12 protein-coding genes are annotated in these 14,467 nt (G+C 66.9%); 6 read left to right on the forward strand and 6 right to left on the reverse strand.

Annotation, left to right across the window (positions count from 1 at the left end; all coding sequences use genetic code 11):
* Positions 1-74: 74 nt before the first annotated feature.
* Both E2E27_RS14300 and E2E27_RS14305 read left to right on the forward strand, forming a co-directional pair.
* Positions 75-2,702 (forward strand): ATP-dependent DNA helicase, encoded by a 2,628-nt coding sequence (locus E2E27_RS14300; protein WP_234036272.1) that lies wholly within the window; start codon positions 75-77, stop codon positions 2,700-2,702.
* On the forward strand, positions 2,699-3,238 hold the full coding sequence (locus E2E27_RS14305) for a SixA phosphatase family protein (protein WP_141460233.1): 540 nt from the start codon (positions 2,699-2,701) through the stop codon (positions 3,236-3,238). The genes E2E27_RS14300 and E2E27_RS14305 overlap by 4 nt, the downstream gene beginning before the upstream one ends.
* A 9-nt stretch (positions 3,239-3,247) precedes the next feature.
* On the opposite strand, the gene E2E27_RS14310 is transcribed toward E2E27_RS14305, so the two are convergent.
* The 3 genes from E2E27_RS14310 to soxR all read right to left on the reverse strand — a co-directional run bounded on the left by E2E27_RS14310 (position 3,248) and on the right by soxR (position 8,361).
* A complete protein-coding gene (locus E2E27_RS14310; RefSeq protein ID WP_234036072.1) occupies positions 3,248-6,847 on the reverse strand; it encodes an ABC transporter permease/M1 family aminopeptidase in 3,600 nt (1,199 codons plus the stop codon).
* Positions 6,848-6,862: 15 nt separating this feature from the next.
* On the reverse strand, positions 6,863-7,759 hold the full coding sequence (locus tag E2E27_RS14315) for an ABC transporter ATP-binding protein (RefSeq protein WP_141460235.1): 897 nt from the start codon (positions 7,757-7,759) through the stop codon (positions 6,863-6,865).
* Between the two features lie 146 nt (positions 7,760-7,905).
* The gene (gene soxR, locus E2E27_RS14320) at positions 7,906-8,361 is read right to left on the reverse strand and encodes a redox-sensitive transcriptional activator SoxR (protein WP_141460237.1); all 456 of its coding nucleotides are present in this window, start codon (positions 8,359-8,361) and stop codon (positions 7,906-7,908) included.
* Between the two features lie 119 nt (positions 8,362-8,480).
* Between soxR and E2E27_RS14325 the strand changes: the two genes are divergently transcribed.
* Complete coding sequence (locus E2E27_RS14325) at positions 8,481-8,855, forward strand: VOC family protein (protein WP_141460239.1); 375 nt, start codon at positions 8,481-8,483, stop codon at positions 8,853-8,855.
* Here the strand turns inward: E2E27_RS14325 and E2E27_RS14330 are convergent.
* Together E2E27_RS14330 and ubiA are read right to left on the reverse strand one after the other, a co-directional pair.
* A complete protein-coding gene (locus E2E27_RS14330; protein ID WP_141460241.1) occupies positions 8,852-9,481 on the reverse strand; it encodes an SOS response-associated peptidase in 630 nt (209 codons plus the stop codon). The two genes, E2E27_RS14325 and E2E27_RS14330, sit on opposite strands and share 4 nt — an antisense overlap.
* 5 nt (positions 9,482-9,486) lie before the next feature.
* Positions 9,487-10,407 (reverse strand): 4-hydroxybenzoate octaprenyltransferase, encoded by a 921-nt coding sequence (ubiA, locus tag E2E27_RS14335; protein ID WP_141460243.1) that lies wholly within the window; start codon positions 10,405-10,407, stop codon positions 9,487-9,489.
* Positions 10,408-10,446: 39 nt separating this feature from the next.
* On the opposite strand from ubiA, the gene E2E27_RS14340 reads away from it, so the two are divergent.
* The 3 genes from E2E27_RS14340 to E2E27_RS14350 all read left to right on the forward strand — a co-directional run bounded on the left by E2E27_RS14340 (position 10,447) and on the right by E2E27_RS14350 (position 12,997).
* Positions 10,447-11,190, forward strand: a complete 744-nt coding sequence (locus E2E27_RS14340; protein WP_141460245.1) for a 16S rRNA (uracil(1498)-N(3))-methyltransferase — start codon at positions 10,447-10,449, stop codon at positions 11,188-11,190.
* Between the two features lie 118 nt (positions 11,191-11,308).
* The gene (locus E2E27_RS14345) at positions 11,309-12,679 is read left to right on the forward strand and encodes a glutamate--cysteine ligase (protein WP_141460247.1); all 1,371 of its coding nucleotides are present in this window, start codon (positions 11,309-11,311) and stop codon (positions 12,677-12,679) included.
* 15 nt (positions 12,680-12,694) lie between these two features.
* Complete coding sequence (locus E2E27_RS14350; protein WP_141460249.1) at positions 12,695-12,997, forward strand: putative quinol monooxygenase; 303 nt, start codon at positions 12,695-12,697, stop codon at positions 12,995-12,997.
* 2 nt (positions 12,998-12,999) lie between these two features.
* On the opposite strand, the gene E2E27_RS14355 is transcribed toward E2E27_RS14350, so the two are convergent.
* Positions 13,000-14,415, reverse strand: a complete 1,416-nt coding sequence (locus E2E27_RS14355) for a methyltransferase family protein (RefSeq protein ID WP_141460251.1) — start codon at positions 14,413-14,415, stop codon at positions 13,000-13,002.
* Positions 14,416-14,467 lie beyond the last annotated feature (52 nt).

The raw sequence follows: 14,467 nt of genomic DNA on the forward strand, positions 1-14,467 counted from the left end.
ATGCCAGCCATGGCGGTCACTGGCTGTGCGCGGCCGACGGCACCACCACGGCGGTGTCCAAGGGCGATGCGATCATGGCCGCCGCCGACACCCCGGTGCTGCTGATCAACGCCCCGCTGGTGGCGAGCCGGTTGGGCTATCCCGACCTGTCGGGCCTTGACCTGCTCGAGGCTTTCGCCTTCGTCCATCCGGCGCGGTTCTGCGTGCCCACCCCGCGCGGGTTGGCCGAGGCGCTGGGGCTGCCGGTGCCGGCGAGCGACGCGGCGGTACCCGCGCTGCTCCAGCAGGCGGCGGGCGCGCTGGCAGCGGTGTGCCGCGATCCGGAATGGCCCGAGCGCAAGGGCGCGTGGAGCGCGCTGCAATCGCTCGAACGGCTGCGCTGGCCCTGGGCGCAGGTGTTGAAGCCCCACATCGCCAAGCCCGAGCGCGCCGAACGCTGGCTGTTCGCGCGCCTGCCCGAATGGGAGGAGACCGGTGAGCGCCCCGCCCCGCGGCAGGTCGAGTTGGGGGCCGAGACGGTGCAGGCGCAACTCGCGCGGCTCACCGGCGAAGGCGCCGAAAGCCGCGAGGGCCAGCGCGCCTATGCCGCTGACGTGTCGCGCATCTTCGCGCCGCGCTCCGCCCCGGGTCGCCCGCATCTGGCGCTGGCGCAGGCGGGAACGGGGATCGGCAAGACGCTGGGCTATCTCGCCCCGGCCTCGGTCTGGTCGACGCTGAGTGGCGGCACGGTGTGGGTCTCGACCTTCACCAAGAACCTGCAACGCCAGCTGCGCGCCGAAAGCCGTCGGGCCTGGCCCGCCAGGCGCGCCGATGGCACCCCGCCGGTGGTGGTGAGGAAAGGTCGCGAGAATTACCTGTGCCTGCTCAATCTCGAGGATGCGCTGCAGGGCGGCTTTGCCGGACGGCCCGCGGTGCTGGCGCAGCTGGTGGCGCGTTGGGGGGCCTTTACCCGCGATGGCGACATGATCGGCGGCGATCTGCCCGGCTGGCTCGGCACGCTGTTCCGCAAGAGGGGCATCGCCGCGCTCACCGACCAGCGCGGGGAGTGCATCTATGCCGGGTGCCCGCACTACCGGAAATGCTTCATCGAACGCGCCGCGCGGGACTCGGCACAGGCCGATCTGGTGATCGCCAACCATGCCCTCGTGATGGTCAACGCCGCCCGCGCCCGCGACCCCAACCAGCGCCCGACGCGGCTGATCTTCGACGAAGGCCACCACGTGTTCGACGCGGCGGATTCGACCTTCGCCGCGACGCTTTCCGGGCAGGAGACGATCGAACTTCGGCGCTGGATCATGGGCCCCGAACGCGAAGCGCGGGGGCGCAGGCGCGGCCTTGCGGCAAGGCTTGCCGACCTTGCCAGCTATGACGAGGCCGGCGCGGAAGCCATCGCCGCCGCCTGCAAGGCAGGGCAGTTGCTCCCGTCCGACGGCTGGCTCCAGCGCCTTGCCGAGAACAGCCCCTTCGGCCCGGTCGAAGCCCTCCTCGCCGCAGTGCGCACCGCCACCTATGCCCGCGACGAGAGCGGCGGGCAGGAAGCGGGCTACGGAATCGAGACCGAGGCGGCGGGCCTTCCCGGCGAGGTGATCGAAGCTGCCAGCGCGGCGGGCGAAGCGCTCGCCAGCATCCGCGTGCCGCTGATCCGGCTAGGCGGGCGGCTGGAAGCGATCCTTGCCGAACCGCCCGACTGGCTCGACGCACAAGGGCGCGCGCGGATCGAGGGCGCGCGGTTTGCGCTCGCTTGGCGGATCGACCTGATTGCGGCATGGGAGGCATTGCTCGACCGGCTCGGCGGGCCCGCCGATCCCGAATTCGTCGACTGGCTGGCGGTCGACCGCTCCGATGCGCGCGAATTCGATGTGGCGATCCACCGCCGCTGGCTCGACCCGATGAAGCCCTTCGCGCGCGTGGTGCTGGAACCCGCGCATGGCGTGCTGCTCACCAGCGCGACGCTTACCGACCGGACGGAAGATGACGACAGGTGGGCGAGCGCGATCCAGCGTTCGGGTGCGGCCCATGTCGAGGTCGCCCCGCTTCTCTCCGCTGCCGAAAGCCCGTTCGATTACGCTGCCCGCGCCGAGGTGCTGATCGTTACCGACATTGCCAAGGGCGATCTGCCTGCGCTCGCCGGGGCCTATGCGCGGATCATTGAGGCATCGGGCGGCGGGGTGCTGGGGCTGTTCACCGCGATCCGCCGCCTGCGCGCGGTGCACGGCCGCATCGCCGACCGGCTCGCGCGGGCGGGCCTGCCAGTCTATGCCCAGCACGTCGACCCGATCGACACCGGCACCCTCGTCGACATCTTCCGCGACGATCCGCGCGCCAGCCTGATCGGCACCGACGCGCTGCGTGACGGGGTCGACGTGCCCGGCGACTCCCTGCGCTGCGTGGTGCTGGAACAGGTGCCCTGGCCGCGCCCCGATATCCTCCACAAGGCGAGAAGGCTCGCAGGCGGCGGCTCGGCCTACGACGACCGCATCATCCGCGCGCGGCTGGCGCAGGCTTTCGGACGACTGATCCGTTCGAAGGACGATGCGGGGCACTTTATCGTCCTCTCCCCCGCCTTCCCCACGCGACTGCTCAGCGCCTTTCCCAAAGGCACCCCGGTGCTGCGCCTGACGCTCGATGAGGCTTTACAACGCCTCGCGGCTGGTGTTGTGCAACAGCCGAGCGAGCACGCCGGAGGAGCCTTGCAGCGATGAAAATTCTGGGCCTCCTGCGCCACGCCAAGTCGGACTGGGACGACACCAGCCAGCGCGATTTCGACCGCGGGCTCAACGAACGCGGCCGCAAGGGCGCGGCCAAGATTGGCCAGCATATCCGCGACCACGGGGTAAAGTGGGACAAAGTGCTCGCCAGCCCTGCCGTACGGGTCAAGCTGACGCTCGAAAGCGCTTTACCCGATGTCACCCCAACCTACGACGAGCGGCTCTACCTCGCCAGTTTCGACACCATCGTCGAGACGATCGAGTCCCTTGCCGGCACCGGCGACGATGAGGCCAAGACGATCCTCATCTCGGGCCACAATCCCGGCCTGCAGGACGTGCTGCTGGAACTGGTCGCACCGGGCAAGGAGAACGCACTGTTCAAGGAGGCGGTCGTCAAGTTCCCGACCGCCGCCTATGCCGTGCTCGAATGCGACATCGCGCACTGGAGCGAGCTGAAGCGCTATTGCGCCGAGCTTGTCCACTTCGCGCGGCCCCGCGATCTCGACCCCGAACTGGGCCCCGAGAACTAGAGCCCGCGCTCAGGTCACCGGAACGACATTGTCGTCCGAATCCCGGTCGATGTAGAAGTTGTAGGGATCGACCCCGGCAAATGTCGGGCGCGCGCCCTTGGTCACCACCTCGATCACCTGCCTGCCGCCGCGCACCGGATAGCGCTTCATCGACAGCACCTTGGCCCGGTCGAAGGCGCCGCTGCCGGGCCTTTCGGTAAACACGCCGACTTCGATGTTCTCGGCCAGCTTTGCCGGAGTTTCGTTGCCCTTGGCATCGGCGGTGAACTTGGCCGCTTCGATGGTTATGCGGGTGCGGTAGCTGCGATCAGGCAGCTGCGCGGTCACCGCCTCCTTTGCCTTGAGGTCGTAGATCGTGATCTGTTCGAACAGATCGGTGATCAGCGCTTGATCCTCCGGCGTTTTCGCCTCCTTGCGCAGCTCGGCGATCAGGTCGAGACTGCGGGGATAGGGCGCGGGCTTGAACTTGTAGCGCGCGATCAGCCGCGCCAGCGCGCGGTTCACGGCATCCTCGCCCAGCCGGTGCTGGAGCAGATACATCGCGATCCCGCCCTTGTTGTAATGGATGTGCTGCTGGTTCTCGACCCGCATCAGCGGCTGTTCGCCCAGCACATCGCCCTTGCGCCCGGCGAGATAGCGATCGAGCTCGAACTTGAGGAAGCGGCGGATCTTGTCCTCGCCATAGAGCTCCTTCATCACCATCAGCGCGGAATATTCGGCGAGGGTTTCGGACAGCATGGTCGAGCCCTGCATGTCCCCCCCCACGATCTGGTGCGCCCAATACTGGTGGCCCACCTCGTGCGCGGTGACGAAGGTGACATAGTCGATCACCTCGGGATCGCGCACGTCGGCGGCAAAGCCGATGCTTTCGGAATAGGGCATGGTGCCCGCGAAAGCCTGCGCGAAGCTTGAATAGCCGGGAAACTCGATGATCCGCGCGTAGCCGAACTGGTAGGGGCCGAAAGCCCGCTCGTAATAGCCGAGGCTGGTCTTCATCGCCTTGAGCATCGCGGGCACGTTCCAGGCGTGGCGCGGATCGTGATAGACGCTCAGCAGCACGTCGCCGGCCTGCTCCTCGGCCACGGCATAGCGCGCCGATTGCACCGAGAAGAAGTTGAGGATCGGCGCCGGGCTCTGGAAAACCGCGATCCGGCGGTCGCCCTTGATCTCATCGGACAGCTTGTTGCCCGGCGCGATCGGCACCTGATCGGCGCTGGTCGAGATGGTGATGCGCGAATTGACCCAATCCGCACCGATATAGTTGCGGCCCTGCGCGGACACGTCTTCCAGCTTGGGCATCCGCAACTCGTCCGGCAGGCCCTGACGGCGGCGTGCGGTGCGATCCTGCAACAATCCGTTGCGGTCCATCCCGATCAGCGGCGCGAAGGTGAAGTTGTTCACGAAGGTGCCATTGTCGACGATGTCGGTCGCCGCCCCCCGATTGGCGAAGCCGCGCCGCCAGATCTGCGAGGTGAAATCGAGCCGCGTGGTCGCTCCGGGTGCGAGCGGGGTGTCGAAACGGTAAATGCGATAGGCGTGGCGCGTGTCGTGGCTGGCGAGCTTTGCCCCGCCGATCGCAAGCTTTTCGAACACCGCCTCGTCGTCGCCCTGCCGGATATGCACCTCGCGGATCGGGGCGCCGCTGTCGTTGCGCAGGTCGTAATGGCCGGTGACGGTCATGCGCCGTTCGTCAGGGTAGATCGCGACATCGAAGGCGACATCGGTCACCACCGGGCGCGGCAGGCTTTCGTATTTGAGGTACTTGCGCTCAAGTTCCGCCGCGCGCGCCTCGGCCTCGTCGGAGGTTTCGTAGGAGTTGAGCACCTTGATGTTCTGATGGATCACCACGCCGGTGCCGACCATGCCCGCCAGCGCTGCCGCCGCGATCCCGCCCGAGACCGGGGTAATCCGCCGCGTCATCCCCTTGAGGCGCGGCAGCACCGCGACCACCGTGCCCTTGGGCCAGGCCCAGTGCGCCAGCACCAGCAGCAGCACGCCGAAGCTCGCCCAATAGGCCCGCGCGATCGCGGCGCCCTTCCAGAACTCGCCCGTGCCGTTCATGTCGCTGAGCGGCTCGGCCGGCGTGCCCCCGAAATTGTAGAGCATGTTGGTGTAGCCGAGGTTCGACATGAAGATGCGCGCCAGGAACCACACCAAGAACAGCCCCCAGCCGACATATTTGTTGGGGCTCAAGACCTGAAAGAACACCGCCAGCACCGCGACCAGCAGCAGGTCGATGCTCTGCGGCACGACATATGCGCTGAAGTAGAGCCCGATATCGATGCTCGGTGCGCCCTTGATCAGCTGATAGAATATCCCCGTCACCATCCCCGCGAGCGACATGGTGATCAGCACCAGAAAGATCGCGAGGATCTTGGGCACGAACATCGCCCAGGCCGGAACCGGGGTGGCATCGACGATCTCGCCGATCTTCACGTCACGCTCGCGCCACACCAGCTCGCCGCCATAGAACACCGCGACGATCAGGCTGGGCAGGAACATGTTGATCAGCACCGAGGTGATCACATTGGCGGTGAGCGGATAGGAGGGCGTGCCGAAGATCGTCTCGGCAAAGGCAAGGTTGAGCGCGATGAAGGCGAGCGCCAGCAGCAGCAGCACGATGAGGCCCGGGCTTTTGAGCACCAGCATCATCTCGGTCCTGAGGCGGGCCATGAAGCTCGCCCAGGCGTGATCGAAGCCGAAACTGCGGGCGACGGGCGCTGCGAGCGTGCGCGGCTGCACCGTCTCGGCCTTGGCGGCGCGCGCGGCCTGCTTGGCCAGCCGCCGCTGACGCCAGCGCGAGGGCGCGCGTTCGGTCATGCTGAAACGCATCCACGCAAGCCCGAGGAACACCGCCGACAGGCCGAGAATGAAAAGGCGGTTGAACAGCAGGTTGCCTTCGAGCGGGATCAGCCGCGTGTTCATCTCCGCCGCCGTCCAATAGCGCGAGACTTCGCCGATCGCGCCCATGCCGAGCGGCTCGTAACGGGCGACGGCATCCTGGTTGGCCGGGTCAGCCCCGACAATGACGCTGATGACGAGATAGCCCATCACCAGGACCAGCACCCCGAGATAGCTCGCCAGCATCGACCGGGTGATGGTCGCGAGGCTGAAGAGCAGCGCCGAAGACAGGATGATATTGGGCACCGCGATCACGAGGAACGGCCAGGCATAGGCGGCAAAGCCCCCCGGCCCCAGGGTCTCGGGATCGACCCACGGCATCGCCGCGCCCAGCGCAATGCCCAGCGGCACGGCGGTAAAGCCGATCAGCGCGATCGCGAGCCCGCCAAGGAAACGCCCGGCGAGGAACTGCGTGCGCCCCACCGGCGTCGCGCGGATCATCGGGCCGAACCCGGTCACATCGTCGCGAACCACGGCGTTGGCTACGAAGGAGGTGATCACGAAGAGGTAGAACAGCGCCAGAATCCCCAGCGCGAAGGTGATCGCGTAGGGCGAATTCTCATGCACCGATCCCGGCGTGCCGAAGCTGACATTGTCGCTCGCGCTCATGCCGAAGCCGATGAGGCCGAAGATCATCACCGAAACCCAGAACACCGGGTTCTTCAATTGATAGCGGATTTCGAATGCCGCGAGGCGGGCGGTCAGCATGAGCGGTGCCCTCCCTTACGCGGCTTGCGCGGCGGTGGCGGGCGCGCGGCGGGTTTCGGCGAGGGTGGCGAAATAGACATCCTCCAGCCCGCCGCTCACCGGCGCGAAACCGTCGGGCGGGTTGTCGGCGAGCACGTGGACGACGATGTCGCCCGCAAAGAAGCGGTGCGAGATGACCTCGTATTGCGCCTGCATCTCGGCCAGCTGCGTGTGCGGCACGGTGCGCTGCCACACCCGCCCCTTGGTCGAGGCGATAAGGTCGAGCGGCGCGCCCTCCAGCCGCACCTTGCCGCCCGCCAGCACCGCCATGCGCGGGCAGAGGTCGGCGACATCGTCGACGATGTGGGTCGAGAGGATCACCACCACGTTCTCGCCGATCCCCGCGAGCAGGTTCAGGAAGCGGTTGCGCTCTTCCGGGTCGAGCCCGGCGGTAGGTTCGTCGACGATGATCAGCTGCGGATCGCCGATCAGCGCCTGCGCAATGCCGAAGCGCTGGCGCATCCCGCCCGAAAAGCCCGCGATGGCCTTGGAGCGCACAGCCCACAGGTTGGTCTGGTTGAGCAGATGCTCGACCATGGCCTTGCGCTCTGCGCCGTTGTTCACGCCCTTCAGCACCGCCATGTGATCGAGCATCTGATAGGCCGAAACGCGCGGATAGACGCCGAAATCCTGCGGCAGATAGCCCAGCGTGCGGCGCAGCCGGTCGGGCTCGGCCAGCACGTCGATATCGCCGAAACGGATCGCGCCATGCGTGGGTGCCTGCAAGGTCGCGATCGTGCGCATCAGGGTCGATTTGCCTGCGCCGTTGGGGCCCAGCAGGCCGAACATCCCCTTGGGGATCGACAGGCTCACATCGTCGAGCGCGTGGGTGCCGTTGGGATAGGTGTGGCTGACGCCGGCGAGTTCGAGCATGTCTGTGACCCCCTTGCTGCAATCGCTTGCAATAAATGGCCAATCTAGCGCCCTGCGCGGCGAGATAAAGCCGCATTGGTGGGCCAATACCCGCATTTGATCGACCCCGCGCGTCGTTGGTCGATACAGATCGCCGCTTGAGCCGGTTACCCGATCAGCTTGCGCGCGCCCGGCCCCTCATCGCCCAGCGCATCCTGCGGGTTCCAGATTGCGCAATGGCTGAGGCTGAGGCACCCGCAGCCGATGCACTCGTCGAGCCGGTCGCGGGTGCGCACCAGATCGGCGATCTGCGCATCGAGCCGCGCGCGGATCGCGGCGCTGATCGCCTCCCAGTCGCGCGCGGTGGGCGTGCGACCCTGCGGCAGGCTGGCGAGCGCGGCGGCAATCTCGTCCAGCGACAGGCCGAGCCGCTGGGCGATCAGGATGAAACTCAGCCGCCGGATGTCGGAGCGCAGGAAGCGCCGCTGGTTGCCGCCGGTGCGCAGCGGCTCGACCAGCCCCTGCTCCTCGTAGAAGCGGATCGCCGAGACGCTCAGCCCGGTGCGGCGTGCGACCTCGCCAATGGTGATGAGGTCAGTGGGTTTGAGGCGATTGGCGGGCATTGGTCACCTTCGGCGATAAAGCTTGACCTCAAGTTAGGTTGAGATCGCAAGGTCGGCAAGTTCACTGATTCGCACCCGTCCGGCGGCTGCGCTTCGGCGACCTTATGAAAGGACACAGCATGGCCAACAGCTCTCTCGAACACGTCAATATCACCGTATCCGACATCGACCGCAGCGCCGCTCTGCTGGAGCGGCTGATGGGCTGGCATATCCGCTGGCGCGGCCCCTCGCAGCTGGGCGGAGAGACGATCCATGTCGGCAGCGCGCGCGATTACATCGCGGTCTATACCAGGGGCGCGCCGGTGGCCGGCCGCTTCGGCAAGGGCGTGCCGCTCAACCATGTCGGTTTGATGGTCGACGATCTCGCCGCTGCCGAAGCCGTGGTGACGGACGCGGGCCTCGTCCCCTTCAACCACGCCGACTACGCGCCGGGGCGGCGATTCTATTTCTTCGACTGGGACGGGATCGAATTCGAGGTGGTGAGCTACAGCTAGAACAGCCCCGGCTGGCTCCCCGCGCCTTTGGCCCACAGCTGATCGGTGCGGTCGATGACGAGCGGCCCTTCCCACCCCCGGCACAGACCCAGCGCCTCCTCGGCCGGGGCGGCGAGCCAGCCGGCGTGATCCTCGGGCGCGAGCAGCACTGGCATCCGCTCATGCACGCTGGCCGCCTCGGTGCCTTCGCTCGCGGTCATCACCATCGAATAGCAATCGCCCCATTCCTCGGACGGTCGCCACACGCCCGCCACCGCAAACAGAGGCGCGTCGGGCAGCGACAACCATGTGCGCGTCATCCGCCCCTTGGCCCCCTGCGCCTCGGCCCAGGCGGTGAGCGGGATGAGGCAACGGCGGTTATGAAAGGCATGGCGCCAGAAGCCGGTCTCGAGCTTGTCGGAGCGCGCGTTGTTTACCGGCTTGGGCTTCAGCGGCTGGCCCTGCTTGCCTTTGAGCACCAGCGGGAAGCCCCATGTCATGGGCCGCACCGCGCCTTCCGCGACCACCAGCCCGGTATAGCCGGGATAGACCTCCTCGGCGAAATTGGCGCCCGCAGCGCTCTCCACCGCATCGAACCACGCCGCGACCTCGCTGGCGTTCTTCGTCATGCGGTAGAGATTGCACATCGCCCCTAAACCCCCGCGTTGCCGACCACGAAGCACGCCGCCGCCATCAGCGCCCCGGCCCAGCGGTTCGACCGGAAGCGATCCAGCGGGTTGGCGGGATCATCCGCATCAAGCGTCGCCACCTGCCACAGCAGATGCCCCGCGACCGGCAATAGCGCCAGCAGCGCAAACCCGTCCGCGCGATAGAGCCAGAATGCCGCACCCCACAGGATCACGGCGGCGGCATAGAAAGCCGCGATCCCGCCCTGCACCCGCGCGCCCATCGCCAGCGCCGAGGAGCGGATGCCGACCATCGCATCATCCTCGCGGTCCTGCAGCGCATAGATCGTGTCGTAACCGATCACCCAGCAGATCGCGCCGGCATAGAGACAGGCGAGCACCTCCCAATTGTCCCAGCGCAGCTGCGTCCAGCCGACCAGCAGCCCCCAGGTGAACACCATCCCCAGCCACGCCTGCGGCCACCAGGTGATGCGCTTCATGAAGGGATAGGCCGCGACCAGCGCGAGGCTGCCGAGCGCAACGATCTGCGCCTCCAGCCGAAGTTGCAGCAGCACCACGAGGCCCACGAGGCACAGCGCGACCAGCCAGCCCCACGCAACTTTCTTCGACACCCGTCCGCTCGCCACCGGGCGCAGCGCGGTGCGCGCCACCTGCCGGTCGAGATCGGCATCGACGATGTCGTTGTAGACGCACCCCGCCCCGCGCATCGCGATGCTGCCGAGCAACAGCCAGCCGAGCAGCGCGAATTGTGCGCCCGCTCCCGCCAGCCACACCCCGAAAACGCAGGGCCAGAACAGCAGCCACCAGCCGATCGGCCGGTCGAACCGCGCGAGCATGGCGAGATCACGCGGGAGCTGCGGCAGGCGCGCGACGAGGCCGCCCGAAAGACTTTTGCGCTCGCTGTCGGGGACGATGGTTTCGTTCATCGCTTGCGCTCTAGCGTGCCGCGCGCGTAGGGCCAAGCCATGCCCGCAACCCCCGCATGGCCCCCGAAAAGCGCGCCGCGCCTGTTCGTCACCGACGAACTTCGCGCCGGTGCGGGTGTGCGGATCGAGGGCAACCCGGCGCATTACCTCGCCCGCGTGATGCGGGTGAGTGCGGGCGATGTCGTGATCCTGTGCGACGACATCACCGGGGAATGGGCTGCGCGCGTCAGCGAGGTCGGCAAGCGCGATGTGGTGCTGGAGGCAGCGGAACTGCTCCGCCCGCGTGAAGCGGTGCCCGATCTGTGGCTGTGCCCTGCCCTGCTCAAGAAGGATCGTTTCGACCTCGTGCTCGAAAAGGCGACCGAGTTGGGCGTGGCCCGCATCCAGCCGCTGCTCACCCGCCGCTGCGTGGCCGACAAGCTCAATCTCGAACGCGCCCGCGCGATCACCACCGAAGCCGCCGAGCAGTGCGCCCGCACCGCGCTGCCCGAACTCGCCGAGCCCATGAAGCTCGATGCGTTGCTGGCCAACTGGCCCGAGGATCGCGCGCTGTTCTTCGCCGATGAGAACGGAGGCGAGCCTGCCGCCGCCGCTTTCAAGGCGCACCAAGGCCCCACCGCGATCCTCACCGGCCCCGAAGGCGGGTTCGACGAGGCGGAACGCGCTGCGATCCGTGCGCACCCGCAGGCCCGCCCGATCACCCTCGGCCCGCGCATCCTGCGGGGCGAAACCGCCGCCATTGCCGCGCTTTCGGTATGGATGGCCAACGCCGGGGACTGGTAGCCGCGCGCCGCCGCGGCGGATTTTGCAAGACAAACCGGCTTCGCCCGCGCAAAGGCGAATTTGCCTTCCCAGCGGCAAACCCGTTTTCTAAAGCAACCGGCCAGAGAGGGCCTTGTCGATGAGCACACGCGAAGCCACCACCGCCGAAGATCCGGTCATCGAAAGTCTCGACCAGCTGGTCGCACCGATGGTTGGCGGCGAGAAGCCGCCCGAAAAATGGCGCATCGGCACCGAACACGAAAAGCTCGTTTACAAGCGCTCCGATCATCGCGCGCCCTCCTATGACGAGCCCTGCGGCATTCGCGACCTGCTGAAAGGCCTCGAGAAATTCGACTGGAGCCCGGTCGAAGAGGGCGGCAACGTCATCGCCCTGAAGGGTGAGGACGGCGCGATCAGCCTTGAGCCTGCGGGCCAGTTGGAGCTGTCGGGCGCGCCGCTTGAAAACCTGCACCAGACCTGCGCGGAGACCGGGCGCCATCTGGCACAGGTCAAGGAAGTCGGCGAGAAATGCGGCGTGGGCTATCTCGGTCTCGGGATGTGGCCCGACAAGACGCGCGAAGCGCTGCCGATCATGCCCAAGGGCCGTTATGACATCATGCTACGGCACATGCCGCGCGTGGGCTCGATGGGCCTCGACATGATGCTGCGCACCTGCACCATCCAGGTGAACCTCGACTATTCGAGCGAAGCCGACATGGTGAAGAAGTTCCGCACCAGCCTCGCGCTGCAACCGCTGGCGACCGCGCTCTTCGCCAATTCGCCCTTTACCGAGGGCAAGCCCAACGGCTTCCTCTCCTATCGCTCGCACATCTGGTCGGACACCGATCCCGCGCGCACGGGGATGCTGCCCTTCGTGTTCGAGGACGGCTTCGGCTATCAACGCTGGGCCGAATACATGCTCGACGTGCCGATGTATTTCGTCTTCCGCGACGGGAAATATATCGACGCGGCGGGGCTCAGCTTCCGAGACTTTCTCGACGGCAAGCTCTCCGTCCTGCCCGGCGAGCGCCCGACGCAGAGCGACTGGTGGGACCACCTCTCCACCGCCTTCCCCGAGGTGCGCCTGAAGAGCTTCCTTGAAATGCGCGGCGCAGATGGCGGCCCGTGGAACCGCATCTGCGCCCTGCCCGCCTTCTGGGTCGGGCTGCTCTATGACCAAAGCGCCCTCGATGCGGCGTGGGATCTGGTCAAGGGCTGGTCGATGGAGGAGCGCGAGCGGCTTCGCAATGAGGTGCCGCGGCTCGCACTGGCAACCAAGTCGCCCGATGGCGGCACGTTGCAGGAACTCGGCCGCGAGGTGCTGAAGATCGCGCATGGCGGTCTCAAGGCCCGCGCGCGGCTCAACGGCAGTGGCGACAACGAGACCGGCTATCTCGAAGCGCTCGACGAGATCGTGGCGAGCGGAAAGGTGCCCGCCCAGCGCTTGCTCGACGCCTATCATGGCGAATGGAACGGTGACATTAGCCGCGTTTACGAACAGTCGTTCTGAGAAGAAGCAGCCACCATGTTGATCGTGCTTGCGAAAGCGAAAGTCACTGCCGAGGCGCTCGATGCCGCCCGGCCGGCAATCGCCGCGATGGTGGCTGCCTCCAATGCCGAGGAGGGCTGCATCGCCTATGCCTTCACGCAGGATCTGGGCGACCCCTCGATCGTTCACATCGTCGAGAAGTGGCGCGATGAGGCAGCGCTCACTGCGCATTTCGCGACGCCGCACATGGCGACATTCGGCGCGGCCATAGCAGGGCTCGATTTCAGCGTGATGGAAGCGGTCAAGTTTCCGACCGATGATGGCGCGCCGGTGATGTAACCCTATTCAGCCGGGAAGGGATGCGTCTCTTCGTGGCTGCGCGCGCCGTTACCGAGAATGGCCCGCTTCAACCGCACCAGCGGCGCGGTGATGAGCCCGTGGCTCTCCATCCACGCGTGATAATCACGATACTTCGCATCCTCGGCGAGCAGATGCGCTTCCTCCGTGCGCGCGCGCCAATAGTAAATGGCGTTGACCGCCAGCAGGAATATGCTGTTGCGCACCCCCTCGATCAGCGATCCGCCGGTGACGAGGAAGGGCAGCACGCTCGCCCACCAGAACAGGTTCTTCGACAGATAGGCCGGGTGGCGGGTGAAGCGGTAGGGCCCGTGGGTCAGCACGCCGCGATAGGTAAGGTTCGAGAAGCGGATGCCGAACACCACCGTCGCCCAGGCATAGATGGCGGTCAGCGCCACCAGCAGCCCGCCCCAGGCCCACAGCAGCGCAGGCGTGTCGGCAAACCAGTGCGCCCAGCCCGGCGTTCCCGCCTCGTAGCTCAGGATCTGCTGATCCGGCCCGATGATGCCCCACACGAAAGGCGGATAGCACATCAGCGCCGCCAGCCACCCGGCGAGAAAGGGATTACCCGATCGGATATGCGAATCGAGCGGGCGCAAGGTGAGCAAGTAACCCACCGTGCCGATCTGCACGTCGATCACGAACAGCAGCGTGACCAGCAGCATGATGAATTCGGCCGGATTGGCGAGCAGCGCCGCCGGGTCGGCCTCGACGATCTGCGCGAAACCGGGCGGCAGGATCGAGATCATGAAGGCGCCGAAAAAGCCCTTGATGATCCACGCCCGCCAGTGCTTTGTGAGCCCCGCGCGGTCCCATTGCTCGCGCCCGACAACCCCGCCGCCGAGCACGAAAGCGCCGAACTGGAAGGCACCATCGCGCGGTTCCACCAGGTAGCGGTCGAGCCAGATGACATAAGGCACCGACAGCAGCACCAGCGGCAGGATGGCGACGCTCAGCACCTCCATCGCGAAGACGTAATTGCCGCTCCAGTACCACCGGGCGAGTGCATAGAACGCGGCGAGCAGCGCCCATGTCGCCCACAGCCCGACCAGCTTGATCACGGCAACCGGCATGACATCGGCGAGCGGGCGCCTGAGGCTCCAGTCGATCCCCGTGGAGGGGCGAAGGTGGACCTTGTCGACCAGCACCGACCACGCCGCCATCGGCAGTGCGGTGAACAGCATCGCGGCGAGCGCCGCCAGCGGCCCGGAGAGCACGCCGCGTGTCCCTGACAGCTCTCCGCCAAGGCCAAGCATCACAGCGATGTCGGGATAGGCGCGGCAAAAGGCGATCCAGCCGAACAGGCCCGCCAGCCCGACGAGGCCCACGCCGGTCGATACGTCGCTCGGCGGCAGGGCCTGCGGGCGCGCGTTGGGATCGGAAAGCGGCGGCGCAGTCATGACCGCACCGCCTTACCGCCTATTGGTTAACAGCTCGGCAAAGCGCGCCGAT

It is taken from the genome of Porphyrobacter sp. YT40 (assembly GCF_006542605.1).
GTDB lineage: Bacteria > Pseudomonadota > Alphaproteobacteria > Sphingomonadales > Sphingomonadaceae > Erythrobacter.